At 59.0% G+C, this 17,957-nt stretch carries 18 protein-coding genes; 13 read left to right on the top strand and 5 right to left on the bottom strand.

Annotated features, from left to right (window positions below):
• Nucleotides 1-9 precede the first annotated feature (9 nt).
• The 5 genes from PG888_RS07265 to PG888_RS07245 form a co-directional block, all read right to left on the bottom strand.
• The gene (locus PG888_RS07265; protein WP_182939673.1) at nt 10-1,518 is read right to left on the bottom strand and encodes an efflux transporter outer membrane subunit; all 1,509 of its coding nucleotides are present in this window, start codon (nt 1,516-1,518) and stop codon (nt 10-12) included.
• Complete coding sequence (locus tag PG888_RS07260) at nt 1,511-4,585, bottom strand: efflux RND transporter permease subunit (RefSeq protein ID WP_182939674.1); 3,075 nt, start codon at nt 4,583-4,585, stop codon at nt 1,511-1,513. Before PG888_RS07260 ends, PG888_RS07265 begins: the two co-directional genes overlap by 8 nt.
• Nucleotides 4,582-5,700 carry an efflux RND transporter periplasmic adaptor subunit gene (locus tag PG888_RS07255; RefSeq protein WP_182939675.1) on the bottom strand — a complete coding sequence of 373 codons (1,119 nt, stop codon included), beginning with the start codon at nt 5,698-5,700 and terminating at the stop codon, nt 4,582-4,584. Before PG888_RS07255 ends, PG888_RS07260 begins: the two co-directional genes overlap by 4 nt.
• Nucleotides 5,701-5,808: 108 nt before the next feature.
• Nucleotides 5,809-6,693, bottom strand: a complete 885-nt coding sequence (locus tag PG888_RS07250) for a LysR family transcriptional regulator (protein ID WP_058051949.1) — start codon at nt 6,691-6,693, stop codon at nt 5,809-5,811.
• Nucleotides 6,694-6,804: 111 nt separating this feature from the next.
• Entirely contained in the window at nt 6,805-7,386 is a 582-nt protein-coding gene (locus PG888_RS07245; RefSeq protein ID WP_111809317.1) for a Maf family protein, read from the bottom strand.
• A gap of 119 nt (nt 7,387-7,505) precedes the next feature.
• On the opposite strand from PG888_RS07245, the gene yceD reads away from it, so the two are divergent.
• From yceD to PG888_RS07180, 13 genes are all read left to right on the top strand, one after another.
• On the top strand, nt 7,506-8,027 hold the full coding sequence (gene yceD, locus PG888_RS07240; RefSeq protein WP_042655813.1) for a 23S rRNA accumulation protein YceD: 522 nt from the start codon (nt 7,506-7,508) through the stop codon (nt 8,025-8,027).
• A gap of 19 nt (nt 8,028-8,046) precedes the next feature.
• The gene (gene rpmF, locus PG888_RS07235) at nt 8,047-8,214 is read left to right on the top strand and encodes a 50S ribosomal protein L32 (RefSeq protein ID WP_005300935.1); all 168 of its coding nucleotides are present in this window, start codon (nt 8,047-8,049) and stop codon (nt 8,212-8,214) included.
• Nucleotides 8,215-8,223: 9 nt separating this feature from the next.
• On the top strand, nt 8,224-9,243 hold the full coding sequence (gene plsX, locus PG888_RS07230) for a phosphate acyltransferase PlsX (protein WP_042062911.1): 1,020 nt from the start codon (nt 8,224-8,226) through the stop codon (nt 9,241-9,243).
• A 7-nt stretch (nt 9,244-9,250) separates the two neighbouring features.
• Nucleotides 9,251-10,210: a beta-ketoacyl-ACP synthase III gene (locus tag PG888_RS07225; RefSeq protein WP_042655782.1), complete on the top strand. Its 960-nt coding sequence runs from the start codon at nt 9,251-9,253 to the stop codon at nt 10,208-10,210.
• A 71-nt stretch (nt 10,211-10,281) separates the two neighbouring features.
• Nucleotides 10,282-11,217 (top strand): ACP S-malonyltransferase, encoded by a 936-nt coding sequence (gene fabD / locus PG888_RS07220; RefSeq protein ID WP_042062909.1) that lies wholly within the window; start codon nt 10,282-10,284, stop codon nt 11,215-11,217.
• Nucleotides 11,218-11,230: 13 nt separating this feature from the next.
• A complete protein-coding gene (gene fabG, locus PG888_RS07215; protein ID WP_042062908.1) occupies nt 11,231-11,965 on the top strand; it encodes a 3-oxoacyl-ACP reductase FabG in 735 nt (244 codons plus the stop codon).
• 158 nt (nt 11,966-12,123) lie between these two features.
• On the top strand, nt 12,124-12,360 hold the full coding sequence (gene acpP, locus PG888_RS07210; protein WP_005300909.1) for an acyl carrier protein: 237 nt from the start codon (nt 12,124-12,126) through the stop codon (nt 12,358-12,360).
• Between the two features lie 82 nt (nt 12,361-12,442).
• Nucleotides 12,443-13,684: a beta-ketoacyl-ACP synthase II gene (gene fabF / locus PG888_RS07205; protein ID WP_075113635.1), complete on the top strand. Its 1,242-nt coding sequence runs from the start codon at nt 12,443-12,445 to the stop codon at nt 13,682-13,684.
• 68 nt (nt 13,685-13,752) lie between these two features.
• The gene (gene pabC / locus PG888_RS07200) at nt 13,753-14,559 is read left to right on the top strand and encodes an aminodeoxychorismate lyase (RefSeq protein WP_182939676.1); all 807 of its coding nucleotides are present in this window, start codon (nt 13,753-13,755) and stop codon (nt 14,557-14,559) included.
• Complete coding sequence (mltG, locus tag PG888_RS07195; RefSeq protein ID WP_042062905.1) at nt 14,549-15,550, top strand: endolytic transglycosylase MltG; 1,002 nt, start codon at nt 14,549-14,551, stop codon at nt 15,548-15,550. The genes pabC and mltG overlap by 11 nt, the downstream gene beginning before the upstream one ends.
• The gene (gene tmk, locus PG888_RS07190) at nt 15,550-16,191 is read left to right on the top strand and encodes a dTMP kinase (RefSeq protein ID WP_182939677.1); all 642 of its coding nucleotides are present in this window, start codon (nt 15,550-15,552) and stop codon (nt 16,189-16,191) included. Before mltG ends, tmk begins: the two co-directional genes overlap by 1 nt.
• Nucleotides 16,176-17,123, top strand: coding sequence for a DNA polymerase III subunit delta' (holB, locus tag PG888_RS07185; protein ID WP_182939678.1), 948 nt, complete (start codon nt 16,176-16,178; stop codon nt 17,121-17,123). Before tmk ends, holB begins: the two co-directional genes overlap by 16 nt.
• Nucleotides 17,124-17,148: 25 nt before the next feature.
• The gene (locus PG888_RS07180; RefSeq protein WP_182939679.1) at nt 17,149-17,928 is read left to right on the top strand and encodes a TatD family hydrolase; all 780 of its coding nucleotides are present in this window, start codon (nt 17,149-17,151) and stop codon (nt 17,926-17,928) included.
• The last annotated feature ends 29 nt before the right edge of the window (nt 17,929-17,957 follow it).

Here is a 17,957-nt window from a genome sequence, read left to right as displayed (position 1 = left end):
GGCTCATTGCTATGTTGCCTCTCCGGTTAACGCCTCATCTTCTGGAGGGGCGTCCTGTGGCACTCGCCACTCGCCACCCAGCGCCTTGTGCAGCAGTACCACTGTGGTGGCGGTATTGAGGCGGGCCTGTACCCGGGCATCCTGCAGGTTGTTGCTGACACGCTGGGCATTGAGCACGCTGAGGTGGTTTTCGAGCCCCGCCCGGTAGAGGCTGGTCGCCTTGTTGACGGCTATCTGAGCCTGATCGTCGGCCCGGGCGATTAACTGCTGATACTGCTGGCTGTTTGCATAGGCCCTCAACACCGTATCGACCTCGTTGAAGGCGCCATTCACCACCTGCTGGTAGGCGAGGGCAGACTCCCTGAACCCCGCTTGCTGCAGATCCACCATGGCGGCTCCCCGCCCACCATCGAACAGGTTCCAGCTTATGCCTGCGCCGAGGGACCAGCCCACTGAACCGGAGGAGAGCAGATCGTCGAGATCGCTGGCCGACACGCCGGGGGTGCCAGTCAATACCAGTTTCGGATAGCGGTTGGCGATGGCGGCGCCCAGTTGCTGGTTGCGTGCCGCCATCTCCCGCTCGGCCAACGCGATATCAAAGCGCCGGTTCAGCAGTTCGGAGGGCAACCCCACCGGGATCAGGCCCGACATCTGTGGCAACGCGCCCTCGTCGAGCCGGTTGCGGGTCTGCGTCGTGGTCTCTCCGAGCAGGATGGCCAGCCGACCGAGATGGGCGGCGCGCGCACTGTCGAGCATCGGCAGCATGGCCTCTGTCGCGGCCTGGGCGGCGCGGGCATTGGCCAGATCCAGCTCGGAGCCATAGCCATGACGATGCAGCGACTGCACCAGCGTCAACACCTGTTGCTGCTCGGCGATGAGCTGTCTGGTGATGGCGACGCGCTCCCCGGCGGCGCGGTATTGCAGATAGTTGTTGATCACCTCGGCGGTCATCAGGGTAGTGAGATTGCGCTGCAGCAGTTCGGCTTGCTCTACCCGGATGCTGGCCGCCTGACTCAGGGCATCGATCCGGCCAAACAGATCTGCCTCCCAGCCGATGGTGGCACTGGCCAGATGGGTTTGGTTATCACGATCCAGCACACTGAGACTGCTCCCCCCCAGTTGGGGCGGCAGGGTGAACTCGGCAACGGCGGGGCCGCTTAGCGGGCCATTTTCGCTCAACCGCATATCGACATAACCCGCGTTGAGGGCGATGGTAGGCACCTTCAGCGAGGAGACCGCGGTCTGGTAGGATTGCGCTGCTTTGATGCGCTCGCTGGCCATCCTAATGGGGATATTCTGCTGCTGGGCCGCCATGACCAGCCGATCGAGCTGCGGATCATTGAACTGTTGCCACCAGAGTCGTCCGGGCTCCGGTTTGGCCTCACTGATCCCCTCGGCAAGGCTGGCGTTGAGATAGACACTCCCCACGGCCACCTGTGGCACCTCATAGTCAGGGGTCATGCTGCAACCGGCCAGCAGCAGAGCCGTGGCCACCAGGGTGAGTCGAAGATCAGTCATGGCATGGCTCCTTGCTGCGGGAAGGGATGAGTGCGCCTTGCGCTTCGTGCCGATAGAGCAGCTGATAGAGCGCCGGCATCACGAAAAGGGAGAGGAAGGAGGCGGCCGAGAGCCCGCCAACAATGGTCGCGGCCATCTGATCAAACAGCCGGTCGGTCAGCAGCGGGATCATCCCGAGCACTGTCGTGAGCGCCGCCATCGAGATGGCCATGGTACGGTTGAGGGTCGCTCTCTTGACCGCGTCAGCCAGAGCCCGGCCCCCTTTGCGTTCCAGTTCGATCTGGTCGATCAGCACTATGCCGTTTTTGATGATCATGCCACTGAGGCAGATCATGCCGACAATCGCCATAAAGCCGAACGGTTTGTCCAGCAGCAACAGGCTCCAGACAATGCCGATAGAGGCCAGCGGCAGCGTCACCAGAATGATAAACGGCTGACGGTAGGCACTGAACATGGCGATCAGAATGATGGTCATCAGCACCATCGCCTTGGGGGTCTGGGTCATCAGATCATCGACCGAGCGCTTCTCGTCATAATATTCACCGCCCCACGCCATGGTGTAGCCGGGGGGCAGGGGAATCGCCTCCAGTTCGCGGGCAATCGCCTTGCGCACATTGGAGGGGGTATCGCCCCTCACGTCTGCCTGCACCGTGATGGCAGGCTGGCGGTTGTAGCGCCAACGCATGCTCTCTTCTCCCTTGAACTCGATGCCATCGACCACCTGTCCCATCGGCACGCTGTGGCTGCCGAGCAGGGAGCGCACCGGAATATTGTCAAACTGGGCCAGGTTGGCATTGCTGCTGCGCAGCTTGATGGGGATGAGATCATCATCACGGCGCATCTGGCCAATCAGGCTGCCATCGGTTGCCCGGGTAATGGCGTTGGCGATGTCGGCGCGATTGATGCCGGCGATCCTCGCCGCATCCTGATTGATGAGGGGCACCAGCACCTTGCTCTCCTGGCGCCAGTTATCCCTGATATAGATGAGGTGAGGGTTGGCGGCCAGCCGCCGTTTGGCCTCATTGGCGAGCCGATGCAGCTGTTGCGGATCTGGTCCGACGAAGCGTGCCTCGATGGCAAATTTGTCCTTGGTGGCCAGCTTGAGCGGGCGGAATCTGGGCTCGGCGTAGGGAAATTCGGCCTGCAACCAGGCATCGCCTGCCGCCGTCAGGGTGGCAATATCCTCATAGCTGCGGGTGTTGATCAGGATCTGGCCATAACTGCTGTCGAAGGGCTCCGGCTCTACCGTGACCGAGAAACGGGGGGCACTCTCGCCGATATGGCTGGAGAGGCTGGTCACCTGTGGCTGGCGCAGCAACCACTGCTCAATCTTGTGCATGTCGGCCGAGGTCTGGGCAATCCGCCCGCCGTTGGGCAGCCAGTAGTCGAGAAACAGCATGGGGCGATCGGAGGAGGGCATGAAGTTGACCTGCAGCAATGGAATGATCGCCAGGGTCAGCAGCAGTACCGGGGCGACCCCGAGCAGCAGTTTGACCGGGTTATCCACCGACCAGCACACCGCTTTTTGGTAGAGCGCTGCCAGCCGTGAAGGCGGGATCGGCTCATCGGTTTGGGTCGGTGCGGGAATGAAATACCAGCAGAGCAGCGGGGTGACCGTCATGGCGATGAGCCAGGAGAGCAGCAGCGAGCTGCACAGCACCTGCACAATCGAGAGGGCGAATTCGGCCGCATCGGTCTGGGAGAAGAGCACGGGCGCCGTACCCAGCGCGGCGATCAGGGTCGCCGCCAACAGCGGCAGTGCCATTTCGCGGATGCTGTCGCTCACCGCCTGATTGCGGGCAATCCCCTGACGCAACTTGGCCTCAACGAGATCGACGATGACGATGGCGTTATCCACCAGCATACCCAGCGCCAGGATAAATGAACCGAGCGAGACCCGCTGCAGATCAACCTGGGTCAGGTTGAGGTAGATCAGGGTAAAGAGGATGGTCAGCAACAGGCTGACCCCGACGATGGCGGCACTGCGCCAACCCATGAAGATCAGCAGCACGATCACCACGATGATCACGCTCTCGGCCAGGTTGATGATGAAGTTGTTGACGGACTTGGCTACCTCTTCCGGTTGATAGGCGACGACGCCGACATGAACCCCTTCCGGGAGAGTGGCTTCGAATTGTGCCAACTCCTGGCGGAGGGTATCGCCAATGCTGACCACGTTGATGCCGTTGACCGGGCTGACTGCCAGGGTGATCGCCTGCTGGCCGTTGAAACGGCTCAGAGTCATGGCGGGATCCTGATAGTCGAGGTAGACGTTGGCGATATCACCCAGCCGCACGGTAGCGCTTTCCAGACCATTGATGCCGGTTTTGATGCTGAGGTTCTGGATATCTTCCACACTGCCGAACGCCCCGGCCTGTTCGACGCGGATCTGCTCGATGCCCATGGCGAAATCGCCGCTGTGCAGCGGCAGGTTCTGGCTACCCAGCTGTTCGAACAACTGCAGGGTGGTCAGGGTGGCCTGCGCCAGTCGCTCATCATCGACATCGATGTTGATCACCTGCTCCTGAATACCGTGCAGTTGTATCTTTTTCACTCCCTCGATGGCCTTGAGCCGGCGTTGCAGCTCGCGGGCGTGATCCTTGAGCTCGGCCATGGCGACACTGTCACCATAGAGGGAGAAGAGCATGCCATACACTTCGGAAAATTCGTCCTGCACTATGGTGAGTTGGGCCTGGGGAGGCAGCGAGAGCTTGACGTCATTGACTTTGCGGCGCAGCAGATCCCACTGCTGGGGCAGTTCGGCCGAGTTCACCTGCTCCTGCAGATCGACAAAGATCATCGAACTGCCGGGACGGGAGAGAGAGCGCAGCTTCCACAGATGCTCCATCTCCTGCAACTTGGTTTCGATGGGATCGGTGACCAGCCGCTCCACCTCACCGGCATCGGCGCCGGGATAGAGGGTCACGATCACCGCACTCTTGACCGTGAAGGCGGGATCTTCCAGCTTGCCGAGCTGGAAGTAGGAGACCAGCCCGACCAGGGTGCAGAGCAGGGTGAAGAAGATCACGAAGGTCTTCTGGCGCAGTACAAAGGTTGAGAGATTCATGATTTGGCCACCCGTTCCAGCGACAGGTCTGCCATGATGGCGACCTGTTCACCCTCGCTGACAAAGGCGCTGCCTGCCACTACCAGCTGATCGCCCGTTGCTAGCTCACCGCTGACACAGAGGGCATCCCGCTGCTGGCCATGAAGCGACACCGGCACCCGGACCACCCGATCCGCATCCACCCGCCAGACATGCCACTGGCGATCCTGACTGTTGACCGCCATGGCGGGCAGACAGAAGAGGCGGGTGTCCGCTTGCTGCGGCAGGTCGAGGGTGACATTGACCGACTTGCCCGCCACCAGATTGTTCTGATCCCGCGGCAGGGAGAGCGTCACCTCGTAGGTACGTTTGAGCGGGGCGGGGATGGAGGCGATATCGGTCACCGTCACCGCGATATCTTGCTGGCGCTGGCCCCAGGCGAGGTGGCCAGGCAGGCCGGGCGTGATCCTGGCAACCTGGCGCTCCGGTACGTCGATCACCACATTGAGCCGCTCCGGCTGGTGCAGGGTAAGCACCTTGACGCCGGGCAGCACAAATTCGTGGTTGTCGATGTGTCGCTTGCCGATCACCCCGTCAAAGGGGGCGCGCAGCTCGCTGTAGGCCAGCGCATCGCGGGCTTTTTGCAGTCCCTGGCTGGCCATCTCGACCGCCGCGCCGGCGCGGGCTTCGGCACTGATGGCCCGATCAAGATTGACATCGGCGATGGCGTTGTCGGCGGTGGCCTGCCTGATCCGTTGCAGCTCATTGCGCGCCAGCCGATGGGCGGCACGGGCTTCGGCCAGCTGGGCCTCTCCCTGAGTGACAGTGACCTGGAAATCGTGGGGATCGAGGCGGGCAAGCAGATCCCCCTTGTTGACCCGTGTCCCCTCGGTCACCACCAGCTCCTGCAACATCCCATGTACCCGGAACGACAGATCGGTGGTGCGGGCCGATTTCAGCACGCCGCTGAAGGTGTGCTGGCGGGTGGCGACGGGGGCTTTCAGGGTCATGACCTGGACGGTGCGCAGTTGCGGTGGTTGCGGCGCAGCTGGCGTGGTGGCGTCGGCGCCACAACCGCTCAACAACAGCAGGATAGCGCTGCCGAGCAGTGTTGTTTTGAAGCGGGGAGGTGTCATGAGAGGATTCCTTTAGACAAGTGTCATCAAATGGCGCCAGTCTAATTGAATCACTCCTTGTGATTAATCCCGTCTATCCATGCTTCTATGTCTCGTAATTTGTGACAATCAGCCGAGTAACAACGCCGACTCAGCCAACAGACTCTCTATCAGCAAACGGGCGGCATGGGTCATTCCCTTGCGGCTGGGATACACCAGCCAGGCATCATCGAGATAGACCTTGTGGGTCGGCAGGATCTCCAGCAATTCGCCACTGGCGACCTGTGCCTTGACACTCAGCTCGGGCAGCAGGCTGATCCCGGCCCCCTTGAGCACCGCGTAGCGGATATAGTGGCTGCTGTTGGAGATGAGCCGGCTGCTGACCTTGAGCGGGCCGGTATTGAAGTTCCAGCAATCCTCCAGCTCGCCGCTGGCCAGGCGATGGATCAGCAGGGCGTGTTGATGAAGATCGTCAAGTTGTTGCGGCATGCCGTGAGCGGCCACATAGGCCGGGCTGGCGTAGAGTTTGCGTGAGACCGTGGTCAGGGGACGTGCGACAAACGAGCTCTCTTTCATCTCGCCAATATGGACGCAGGCATCGAGCCCGTAGTTCATGATGTCGTGATAACCGAGGTTGCTGACGTGGGTCTCCAGGGTGATGAGGGGATACTTGTCGAGAAAATTGACCAGCAAGTCGTGGGCCAGTATGTCGGCATCCCCGATCAGGCCCAGCTTGACCGAACCGGTAGGGGCCGAACTCTGGTTCTTGATGCTCTGGTTAAGAGTCTCTAGTCGCGGAATGATCTCCTGCAACTGCATAAAATAGTCGGTGCCGGCCGGCGTCAGGGTTAGCTTGCGGGTGGTGCGGGTAAACAGCTTGCAGCCCAGCGCATGTTCCAGATCGCCAATGCGTCGGCTGACCTGGGCCCGTGGCACATCGAGGGAGTGTGCCACGGCGGCAAAGTTGCCCAGTTCGACCACAGAGAGAAAAAGCCTCAAATCATCTATACGCACAATCCGGATCCTGGTTGATAGGGTTGAAGCGGCGCACCAGTGCGCCACCCGTCATAAGCACTTGTCCAGCAGGCATCTCCGCGAGACGGCGGGTTGTCGGCACACCGGACATCAGGGCAGGGCGATGCCGTGGCGATCCAGCAGCTCGATCAGGCCGATCAGTGGCAGACCGATCAAGGCATTGGGGTCGCGCCCCTCCAGCCCTTTGAACAGCACGATCCCCATCCCTTCACATTTGAAGCTGCCGGCACAATCGAGGGGCAATTCTGCTTCTACATAGCGGCGAATGGCGGCTTCATCGAGGTTGCGAAAATGGACGGTGAAGGGTTCCACCAGTTGATGAGCCTCACCGGTTGCGGCATTCACCACGCACAGGCCGGTATAGAAGGTAACACTGCGACCCTGGGCCGCCATCAGCTGGGCGATGGCATTGTCGATGGTGCCCGGTTTGCCAAGGATGTGATCATCGCAGACACACACCTGATCAGATCCGATGATCAAGCCGTGATCACGTTGCCCGGCGATGGCATCAGCCTTGGCGCGGGCCAGTCTGGCTACCAGCGCGTTGGCGGATTCGCCAGCCAGCGGGCGCTCATCAACGTCTGGGGCGGCACATTCAAAGGGGAGGCCAAGCTTCTCCAGCAGGGCTTTGCGATAGCGAGAAGTTGAGGCGAGGATAAGATTCTGTGGCATAATCCGAATACCGATGAAAGCGAGTACCGGCATTCTAGGGACTTGTGACGTTAAAATCATCGGCGGTAAGGACTTTTTCCTTTGACTATCAGTTGTTGGACCTATATTATTCGCGCCCTATGCAAAAGGTGAAGTTGCCCGTTAAGGTTGATCCAGTCCGTAGTGCCTTGAAGCTGCTCGATTACATCGGGATAGTGGAAAAGTCGCAGATGCCCAGGCTGGAGGAATCAACCGCTGGCTTGCAGAGTGATATCGATGTATCACTGCACTTTGGCAAAGATGTCCAGAAGTTGACCGTTATGAAAGGCACTGCCCATGCCAAGGTTGACCTGGTTTGCCAACGTTGCGGAGAGACATTCGAACACCTCTGTGAAGCTGAATTTATATACACTCCGCTGTTCGAAAGAACAAACGAGGAAGAACTGCCGGAAGCTTATGAGCCCATTGAGTTGGACGAAAACGGCGAGATAGATCTTCATAAAATCCTGGAGGATGAACTTATCCTCTCGTTGCCTCAAGTCGCAATGCATCCGATGGATGCCTGCCCGAGAGGAAACATGGAGATGACCTGGGGTGAAATCGAACCTGCTGATGAGCGGCCGAATCCCTTTGCAGTTCTTGAAGAGCTTAAACGTAAGTGAATTTAGGAGTTAGCCTACAATGGCCGTACAACAGAACCGTAAAACCCGTGCCAAGCGTGGCATGCGTCGTTCCCACGATGCGCTGACCACCGCTGCCCTGACTGTTGATCAGACCAGTGGCGAAATTCATCGTCGTCACCACGTGACTGCCGATGGTTTCTACCGCGGTAAAAAGGTAATCGCTTAAGGATTGCCTTTGTCTACGCAAACTGTCGCGCTAGACATCATGGGGGGAGATATTGGCCCCTCGGAAACAGTGCCTGCCGCCGTGCAGGCACTGTCTCTTTTACCCCAGCTAAAACTGATCCTGGTCGGCGACCAGCACCAGACCTCTTCTTTGCTGCAGCAACATGGCTTGCTGAATCATCCCCGCGTTCGTTTCGTACATGCATCCCAGGTGGTTGGCATGGGCGATAAACCGATCGTGGCGTTGCGTACTCTGAAAGACTCCTCCATGCGGGTGGTGCTCAATCTGGTGAAAGCCGGTGAGGCCGATGCCTGCGTCAGTGCCGGCAATACCGGCGCGCTGATGGCGATGGCCAAATGCGTGCTCAAATCCCTGCCCGGGGTAGACAGACCCGCCCTCATCAAGGCGTTACCGACATTGAGCGGCAAACGCACCGTGATGCTGGATCTTGGCGCCAATGTCAGTTGCGATGCGGATACCTTGCTGCAGTTTGCAGTGATGGGCTCCGTCGTGGCCGAAAAGGTCGAAGGCATTGCGTCACCTCGTGTTGCCTTGCTCAACATCGGCGAGGAGGAGATCAAGGGCAACGATCTGGTGCGTCACAGCGCCGAATTGTTGCGCCAGTGCCACGCGCTCAATTATGTCGGGTTCGTCGAAGGGGATCGCATCTTCAGCGGTGACAGCGATGTGATTGTCTGTGACGGTTTTGTCGGCAATGTGGCCCTCAAGACGGCGGAGGGTGTGGTGCGGATGATGGCCCAGCTGGCCGGATATCCCCGCAAGAAACGCAGTTTTCTTGGTCGGATCGCCGGTTTTATGTTCAAACGGCGTTTTTCTTACCTGAACCCCGACCAGTATAACGGGGCAAGTCTGTTAGGATTGCGCGGCATTGTGGTAAAAAGTCATGGGCGGGCCGAACGGCGCGCCCTGTGTAATGCGATCCTGCTGGCCGCACAAGAGGCCAAACATCAACTTCCACTGCAAATAGCAGATCGCCTTGAAGCTGTCTTCTCTGACAGGGATCTATAAGAACTCTATGCATAGCAAAATTCTGGGTACTGGCAGCTACCTGCCGAGTTCAGTGCGTACCAACGCCGATCTCGAGCAGATGGTTGAGACCAGTGATGAGTGGATCGTGGAACGCACCGGTATCCGTGAGCGCCGTATTGCCGGGGCTGACGAAACCGTTGCCACCCTCTCTTACCAGGCCGCCCTGCGCGCCCTGGAAGCAGCCGGTCTGACCGCTGCCGATCTCGATATGATAGTGCTGGCTACCACCAGTGCTGAAAATGCCTTCCCGGCTGCTGCCTGCGAGCTGCAGGGGCTGCTCGGCGTACCGGGCATTCCTGCCTTTGACGTGGCTGCAGCCTGCGCCGGTTTCACCTACGCACTCTCCATTGCCGATCAGTTCGTCAAATCCGGCGCCGCCCGCCATGTGCTGGTCGTCGGGGCCGATGTGCTCTCCCGCATGTGCGATCCGCAAGATCGCGGCACCATCATCCTGTTTGGTGACGGGGCTGGGGCTGTGATTGTCGGTGCCAGCGAGACGCCGGGCATCCTCTCTACCCATCTCCATGCCGATGGCCGTTATGGCGAGCTGCTCAAGCTGCCTCACCCCCGTCGCGGCATGCCGGGTGCCGAGCTCGAAGCCTACATGTATATGAAGGGCAACGATGTCTTCAAGGTCGCGGTCACCCGTCTGAGCGAGATCGTCACCGAAACGTTGGCCGCTGCCGGTATCGAACCGAGCGAGCTGGACTGGCTGGTGCCTCATCAGGCCAACTTCCGCATCATCAGCGCCACCGCCAAGAAGCTCGGTATGAGCCTCGATAAAGTGGTGCTGACCCTCGACAAGCACGGCAATACCTCTGCCGCTTCCGTCCCTGTCGCCTTCGACGAAGGGGTACGGGATGGCCGGATCAAACCGGGTCAGCTGGTACTGCTGGAAGCCTTTGGCGGCGGTTTTGCCTGGGGCTCGGCGTTGGTTCGCCTCTGATCTTCGGCGGGATGGTGTACCCATCATCCCGTCACCGATTTCATTTTTGTCTTATCTAAAAGGAATCAATGATGACCCAATTTGCCATTGCCTTCCCGGGACAAGGTTCCCAGTCCGTTGGCATGCTGGCCGAGCTGGCCGAGCAACATGCCGTGATCAAGGAGACCTTCGCCGAGGCGAGCCAGGTGCTGGGTTATGACCTGTTTGCCCTGGTGATGGATGGTCCGGTTGAAGATCTGAACAAAACCTGGCGCACCCAGCCTGCGCTGCTGACCGCCTCTGTCGCCCTGTGGCGTCTGTGGCAACAGCAGGGTGGGGCAACGCCTTCTCTGATGGCGGGCCACAGCCTGGGTGAATACTCCGCGCTGGTTTGCAGTGGCGCACTCGATTTTGCCGATGCGGTCAAACTAGTCGAGCTGCGTGGCCTGGCCATGCAGGAAGCAGTCCCGGAAGGCACCGGCGCCATGGCTGCCATCATCGGTCTGGACAACGAATCCATCGCCGCCAACTGCGAAAAAGCAGCGCAAGGGCAGGTGGTCTCTCCGGTCAACTTCAACTCTCCGGGCCAGGTGGTTATCGCCGGTCACAAAGAGGCCGTTGAACGTGCCAACGTGCTGATGAAAGAGTCGGGCGCCAAGCGTGCATTGCCGCTGCCGGTCTCCGTGCCGTCTCACTGCGCGCTGATGAAACCTGCCGCAGAAAAACTGGCAGCTGCGCTGGACGGGATCGAGATCAAGGTTCCAACCATCGCGGTCATCAATAATGTCGACGTATCCTGTGAACAGGATCCGGCCGCCATCAAGCAAGCGCTGGTGCGTCAGCTGTTCAGCCCGGTTCGTTGGACCGAGACTGTCGAGCGGATGGCCAATGAGGGCGTTACCCTCGAGATCGAGATGGGACCGGGCAAAGTGCTGACCGGGCTCGCCAAGCGCATCGACAAGCGCGTGGAAGGTATTCACGCCAACGATGCCGCCTCTTTCGAGCAGGCGCTGGCCCAGATCAAGTAAACAGGAGCAAGTGATGAGTTTTACCGATAAGGTTGTGTTGGTGACCGGTGCCAGTCGTGGCATCGGCCGTGCAATTGCCGAAACATTTGCGGCCCGTGGCGCGAAAGTGGTCGGTACGGCGACCAGCGAGAGCGGTGCCGAGGCGATCAGCGCCTATCTGGGCGACCATGGTTGCGGCATGGCGCTGAACGTGACCAGCCAGGAGTCCATCGAAGCCGTCTTTGCCGCCATCAAGGCGCGCTTTGGCGACATCGACATTCTGATCAACAACGCGGGGATCACCCGTGACAATCTGTTGATGCGGATGAAAGATGATGAGTGGAACGAGATCATCGATACCAATCTGACCTCGCTCTACCGTCTGAGCAAACCGGTGTTGCGTGCCATGATGAAGAAACGTCACGGTCGCATCATCAGCATTGGCTCCGTGGTAGGCACCATGGGCAATGCGGGTCAGGTCAACTATGCTGCCGCCAAGGCGGGTCTGGTTGGTTTTACCAAATCGTTGGCGCGGGAAGTGGCATCCCGTGGTATCACAGTGAACGCGGTTGCCCCCGGTTTCATCGAAACCGACATGACCCGTGCCCTGAATGACGATCAACGTGCCGGCATCATGAGTCAGGTGCCTGCCGCCCGTTTGGGTGATCCAAAAGAAATTGCCGCAGCTGTGGTATTCTTGGCTTCTGATGAAGCAGCCTATATCACCGGCGAAACCCTGCATGTTAATGGCGGGATGTACATGGTGTAATCAATTTGTCGTGAGATCTGTTCAAATTTGCGATAGTACGCCGAAGTTTGGCACATTTCGTGGTTTGACCAGCGGCAAGCTACTTGCAAACTCACGTCAATTGAATAAACTACCCCAACCAGACGCAAATAGCGTATTTTTAAAGGAAAATTCAGGTCATGAGCAACATCGAAGAACGCGTAAAGAAAATCATCATCGAACAACTGGGTGTTAAAGAAGAAGACGTCAAGAACGCTGCCTCCTTCGTCGACGACCTGGGCGCTGACTCTTTGGATACCGTTGAACTGGTAATGGCGCTGGAAGAAGAATTCGATACCGAAATTCCTGATGAAGAAGCCGAGAAGATCACCACTGTTCAAGCGGCTATCGATTACATCACCGCTAATCAGGAATAAGTTCCTGTTCTGAAAGAAGCGGCCCAAGGGCCGCTTCTTTTGTATTTGTTTCCTTTCAAATCACCTCTCGGAGACTACCTCAGTGTCAAAACGCAGAGTCGTGGTGACCGGCTTGGGGATGCTTTCCCCGGTGGGTAACACTGCCGAATCCAGCTGGCAAGCACTGCTCAACGGGCAGAGCGGCATTTCCCTTATCGATCACTTTGATGCCAGCGAGTTCGCAACCCGCTTCGCAGGTCTGGTCAAAGATTTCGATCCCGAGCAATACGGCATCAACCGCAAAGAAGCCCGCAAGATGGATCTCTTTATCCAGTACGGCGTGGCGGCGGGGATCCAGGCGCTGGATGATTCCGGCCTGACCATCAATGAAGAGAATGCCGAGCGTGTCGGCGTGGCGATTGGCTCCGGTATCGGCGGTCTGGGTCTGATTGAACAGAACCACAGCAGCCTGATCAACGGTGGCCCACGCAAGCTGAGCCCCTTCTTCGTACCGTCCACCATCATCAATATGGTGTCCGGTCATCTCTCCATCATGAAAGGTCTGCAAGGGCCGAACATCGCCGTGACTACCGCCTGTACTACCGGTACCCATGCCATCGGTATGGCGGGTCGGATGATCGCCTATGGTGATGCGGACGTGATGGTGGCTGGCGGCACTGAGAAAGCCTCCACCCCGATGGGGATGGGCGGTTTCGCCGCGGCCAAGGCGCTCTCCAACCGCAATGACGAGCCGCAAAAGGCGAGCCGTCCGTGGGACAAGGATCGCGACGGTTTTGTGCTGGGTGACGGTGCCGGTGTACTGGTGCTGGAAGAGTACGAACATGCCAAGGCCCGTGGCGCCAAGATTTACGCCGAGCTGGTCGGTTTTGGCATGAGTGGCGACGCCTACCACATGACTGCGCCTCCCGCTGATGGCAACGGTGGCGCCCGCGCCATGAAAAATGCCATCAAGGATGCTGGCATTGCTCCCGAGCAGATTGGTTACATCAACGCCCACGGCACCTCTACCCCGCTGGGTGACGTGGCCGAACTGCGTGGCATGAAGTCGGTGTTTGGTGAGCACGCCAAATCCCTGATGATCAGCTCCACCAAGTCCATGACCGGTCACCTGCTGGGCGCCGCCGGTGCCATCGAGGCGATCATCACAGTGTTGGCCCTGCGTGATCAGGTGGCGCCGCCCACCATCAACCTGGACAACCCGGATGAAGAGTGCGATCTGGATCTGGTGCCCCACGTGGCCAAGTCTGGCAGCTTCGAGTACGCCCTCTCCAACTCGTTTGGATTTGGCGGCACCAATGGCTCGCTGATCTTCAAACGCGTATAATTTGCCGCAGGGCAAAGACACAGGCCCGATACTGCCGGTATCGGGCCTTTTTTATCGGAGGGATCCCTTTGCTTATCAATGGAATGAAGCTTGATACCATCTCGGCCCATGATCGGGGGCTGGCCTATGGTGACGGTCATTTCACCACCATGGCGGTCAGGGATGGTCGTGTATTGCAGTGGCCTGCCCATCTTGCACGGCTGCAGCAGGCCAACAATCGGCTGGGATTGGCTGATCCTGACTGGGATCTGCTGAGCCAGGAGGTTGAAGAGATAGTGGCCGACCAGCCACAATGCGTGGCCAAGGTGATCCTGACCCGCGGCGAGGGAGGCAGGGGCTATGATGGCAGCGGATGTCGGAACACGACCCGCATTGTCAGCCTGGCGCCATTTCCTACCCACTATGGCCAGTGGCAACAGCAGGGTATCGAGATGGTGGTGTGCCGCCAGAGGATCGGCGATGCGCCCATGCTGGCCGGGCTTAAAACCTTGAATCGTCTGGAGCAGGTGTTGCTGAAAAGCGAACTTGTCAGCCGTGATGCAGTCGAAGGGATAGTGCTTAACAGCCGCGGTTTTCTGACCGAAGGGGTCAGTGCCAATCTGTTTTGGCGTCGGGGCAAGACGGTGTTTACGCCGGATCTGGCCCGCGGTGGTGTCGATGGCATCATGCGCCGCCAGGTGATGGCGATGCTGAAACAGATGAGTATTGAGTTGCGTGTGGTAGAGGCTCCGCTGGAGTCACTATGGCAGGCGGAAGAGGTGTGGCTCACCAATACCCTGATGGGGGTGGTGCCGGTCAACGGCATCGAGGATATTCATTATCCCGCAGCGGTATTGAGTCGCCGTTTACAGGAGCGTTTGGTCATTGAAGTTTAATCGGCTTTACACCCTGCTCGCGGGGGCGGCACTGACAGTGGCCGTCGCCGGGGGCTATGTATATCACAAATGGCAACAGGTGGAGACGCTCACCAACAAGGGGCCGACCCGGCTCTATACGGTGGAGAAAGGCGCCCATGCGGCACGCCTGATCGCCGAACTGGGGGAGGGGGAAACCAGCCCGTGGGCGGTGCGGCTCTGGCTGCGCGGCCATCCCGAACTGGTGGCCATCAAATCGGGCACCTACGAGATCAAGGAAGGGGCCCCCCTCAAGGAGACCCTCTCTCTGTTTGCTTCGGGCAAGGAGTTTCACTTCAGCCTCACCTTCGTTGAAGGCTCCCGTTTCGAGGATTGGCAGAAGCAGCTCGCCAGCGCCCCTTATCTCGAGCGGTTGACCGTTGAGCAATCCGAAGCCGATCTGGCGCAGGAGCTCGGCATCGAGAATGGCAAGCTGGAGGGGTGGTTCCTGCCGGAAACTTACGCCTATACCACCCATGCCAGCGATCTCTCGATCTTGCGCCGCGCCCATCAGGATATGGAGACCTTCCTGCAGCAGAGCTGGGAGAAACGTCAGGCCAACCTGCCTTACAAAACACCCTATGAGGCGTTGATCATGGCCTCCATTATCGAGAAAGAGACCGGCCAGCCGGACGAGCGGGCGCAGATCGCCTCCGTATTCGTCAACCGTCTGCGTCTGGGCATGAAGTTGCAGACTGATCCCACCGTCATTTACGGGGTGAAAGATCGCTACGATGGCAACATTCGTCGCAGTGATCTGACCGACAAGAATCCCTATAACACCTATGTGATCGACGGTCTGCCGCCCACGCCTATCGCCATGCCGGGCAAGGCCTCCATCGAAGCAGCGCTCAACCCCAAATCGACCGACTATCTCTACTTTGTCGCCAAGGGGGGCGGTGCCCACTATTTCTCCAAGACCCTCGATGAACACAATCGGGCGGTTCGCGAATACATATTGAAGAAATCCTGATGTCTAAATTTATTGTTATTGAAGGTTTGGAAGGGGCAGGGAAGAGCTCTGCCGTACGTTACGTCACAGACTATCTGCACCACCACGGCATCGACCGGATCGAGTGCACCCGCGAGCCGGGTGGTACCCCGCTGGCCGAGCGGATGCGTACCATCGTCAAAGAGGTGCACGACGAGCGCCTCACCATCGAAGCCGAACTGCTGCTGATGTATGCCTCCCGGGTACAACTGGTGGAGACCCGCATCAAGCCCGCGCTGGCCGATGGTGTCTGGGTGGTGGGAGATCGCCACGATCTCTCCTCCCAGGCCTATCAGGGCGGTGGTCGCGGTATCGATCCCCAGCTCATCGGTGCCATCAAGCAGGCGGTGCTCGGCAACTTCAAGCCGGATCTCACCCTCTATCTCGATATCGATCCCGCCCTTGGCTTGCAGCGCGCTCGCCATCGCGGCGAGCTGGATCGCATCGAACTGGAGCAACTGAGCTTCTTCGAGCGTACCCGAGCGCGTTATCTCGAACTGGCCGCCAAGGATGACTCCATTGTGGTGATCGATGCGGCGCAAACACCGGATCAGGTCAAAGCTGCCATCGAGCGTGCATTGGACCATTACCTGTCAAACGAGCCGCTATGTATCCCTGGCTGATCCCCGACTGGCATGCTCTGAGTCAGACGGCCCAGTCCGGTCGTCTCGGCCACGCCTGGTTGTTGCTCGGCGATCCCGGTCTTGGCAAGGAGCAGCTGGCCGAGCGACTGGCACGCTTGCACCTTTGTCAGCACCCTGATCGCGGAGAACCGTGCGGTCATTGCCACTCCTGCCAGCTGTTTGACAAGGGTAACCACCCGGATCTCGGCACCATCGCTCGTGACAGCAAGACCATCGGGGTCGAAGCTATTCGCGAGATCTGCACTCGGCTGCAGGGCTCTGCCCAGCTCGGCCGTGGCAAGGTGGTGATCATTCCAGATGCGGAGCGGATGACCGAATCGGCGGCTAACGCCCTGTTGAAAACCCTGGAAGAGCCGGCCGGCGACAGCTTGCTGTTGCTGATTGCCTCCCAGGTTTCACGGTTGCTTCCCACTATTCTCAGTCGCTGTCACAAACATGTCTGTCAGTTGCCTGCGGAAGGGGAGACGGTACGCTGGTTGGCCGAGCAGGGTCATCAGGCCACGTTGGCTCAGGTGCGGATCTGTCAGGGGGCCCCGCTGCGGGTACTCGACTATATCGAGCAGCAACAGGACGGTACTCGCCGCGAATTGCTGGAACTGTTTGTCGCCCTGAGTCAAAGTCCGGTCAAGGCGACGGCACTGTGCAGCCAGCTGGGTCAGGAGACGCAGGTCAGGTTGCACTGGTTGCAGCTCTTCTTGTGCGATGCCCTGAAAACCCAGGCCGGATGTGGTCACCATCAACTGGCAATGCCGGATCTGGCAACCTTGAGTCAGCGGCTGGCGGAGCAGCACTCCAGCGAAAAACTGCTGGAAGCGGAGCAGCAGTTGGTTGCCCTCAAGGCCGCTTGCCAGCCGGGGCAGCTCTCCAATCCCACCATCCATTTGATGAACTGGCTCAGTCGCTGGTTATAAGTACCGACAAGCAGAAAGGTTTTATATGTTACTCGTTGATTCCCACTGTCATCTCGATCGCCTCAGCTATGGCAGCAAGCAGACCAGCATGGCCGATGTACTGGCCAAGGCCGCGAAACTGGATGTGGGATATTTTCTCTGTGTAAGTGTCACTCAGGCACAATTTCCGACCATGCTCGAGGCAATCGCCCCCTATCCCCAGGTGTTTGCCTCTTGCGGGGTACATCCGCTCAATCAGGAACCCGGCGTCGATGCCGCCCTGTTGCTGACCCAGGCGGCAGATGAGAGAGTGATCGCCATCGGCGAGACCGGTCTCGACTACTTCTACTCCCCCGAGAACAAAGAGGTGCAGCAAGCCTCTTTCCGCGAGCATATCCGGGTTGCCCGCGCCCTGAACAAGCCGCTGATCATCCACACTCGCGATGCCCAGCAAGATACCTTGCAGATCATGCGTGAAGAGGGAGCTGATCAGGTTGGCGGTGTGCTGCACTGCTTCACCGAATCCCTCGAGATGGCACAAGCGGCGATGGCGATGGGCTTCTATATCTCCATCTCAGGGATCGCCACCTTCAAAAATGCGTCCGCCTTGCAAGCCGTGGTCAAGGCACTGCCCCTCGAGCGATTGCTGGTCGAGACCGACTCGCCCTATCTTGCTCCCGTTCCGCATCGGGGGAGGGAGAACGAACCCGCCTTTGTGCGTGATGTTGCCCAGTTTATTGCCGACCTGCGTCAGATCCTGCTTAGCGAATTGGCAGAAGCGACCAGCCGGAATTTTTTTGAACTGTTCAAACTGGCGAAAAAATAACAAAGAAGCCCCGTTGTTCGGGGCTTCTT

The organism is Aeromonas sp. QDB23 (assembly GCF_027707745.1).
Taxonomy (GTDB): domain Bacteria; phylum Pseudomonadota; class Gammaproteobacteria; order Enterobacterales; family Aeromonadaceae; genus Aeromonas; species Aeromonas allosaccharophila.
Note: the sequence above shows the minus strand (reverse complement) of the source record. Positions and strands in the feature narration are given on the sequence as shown.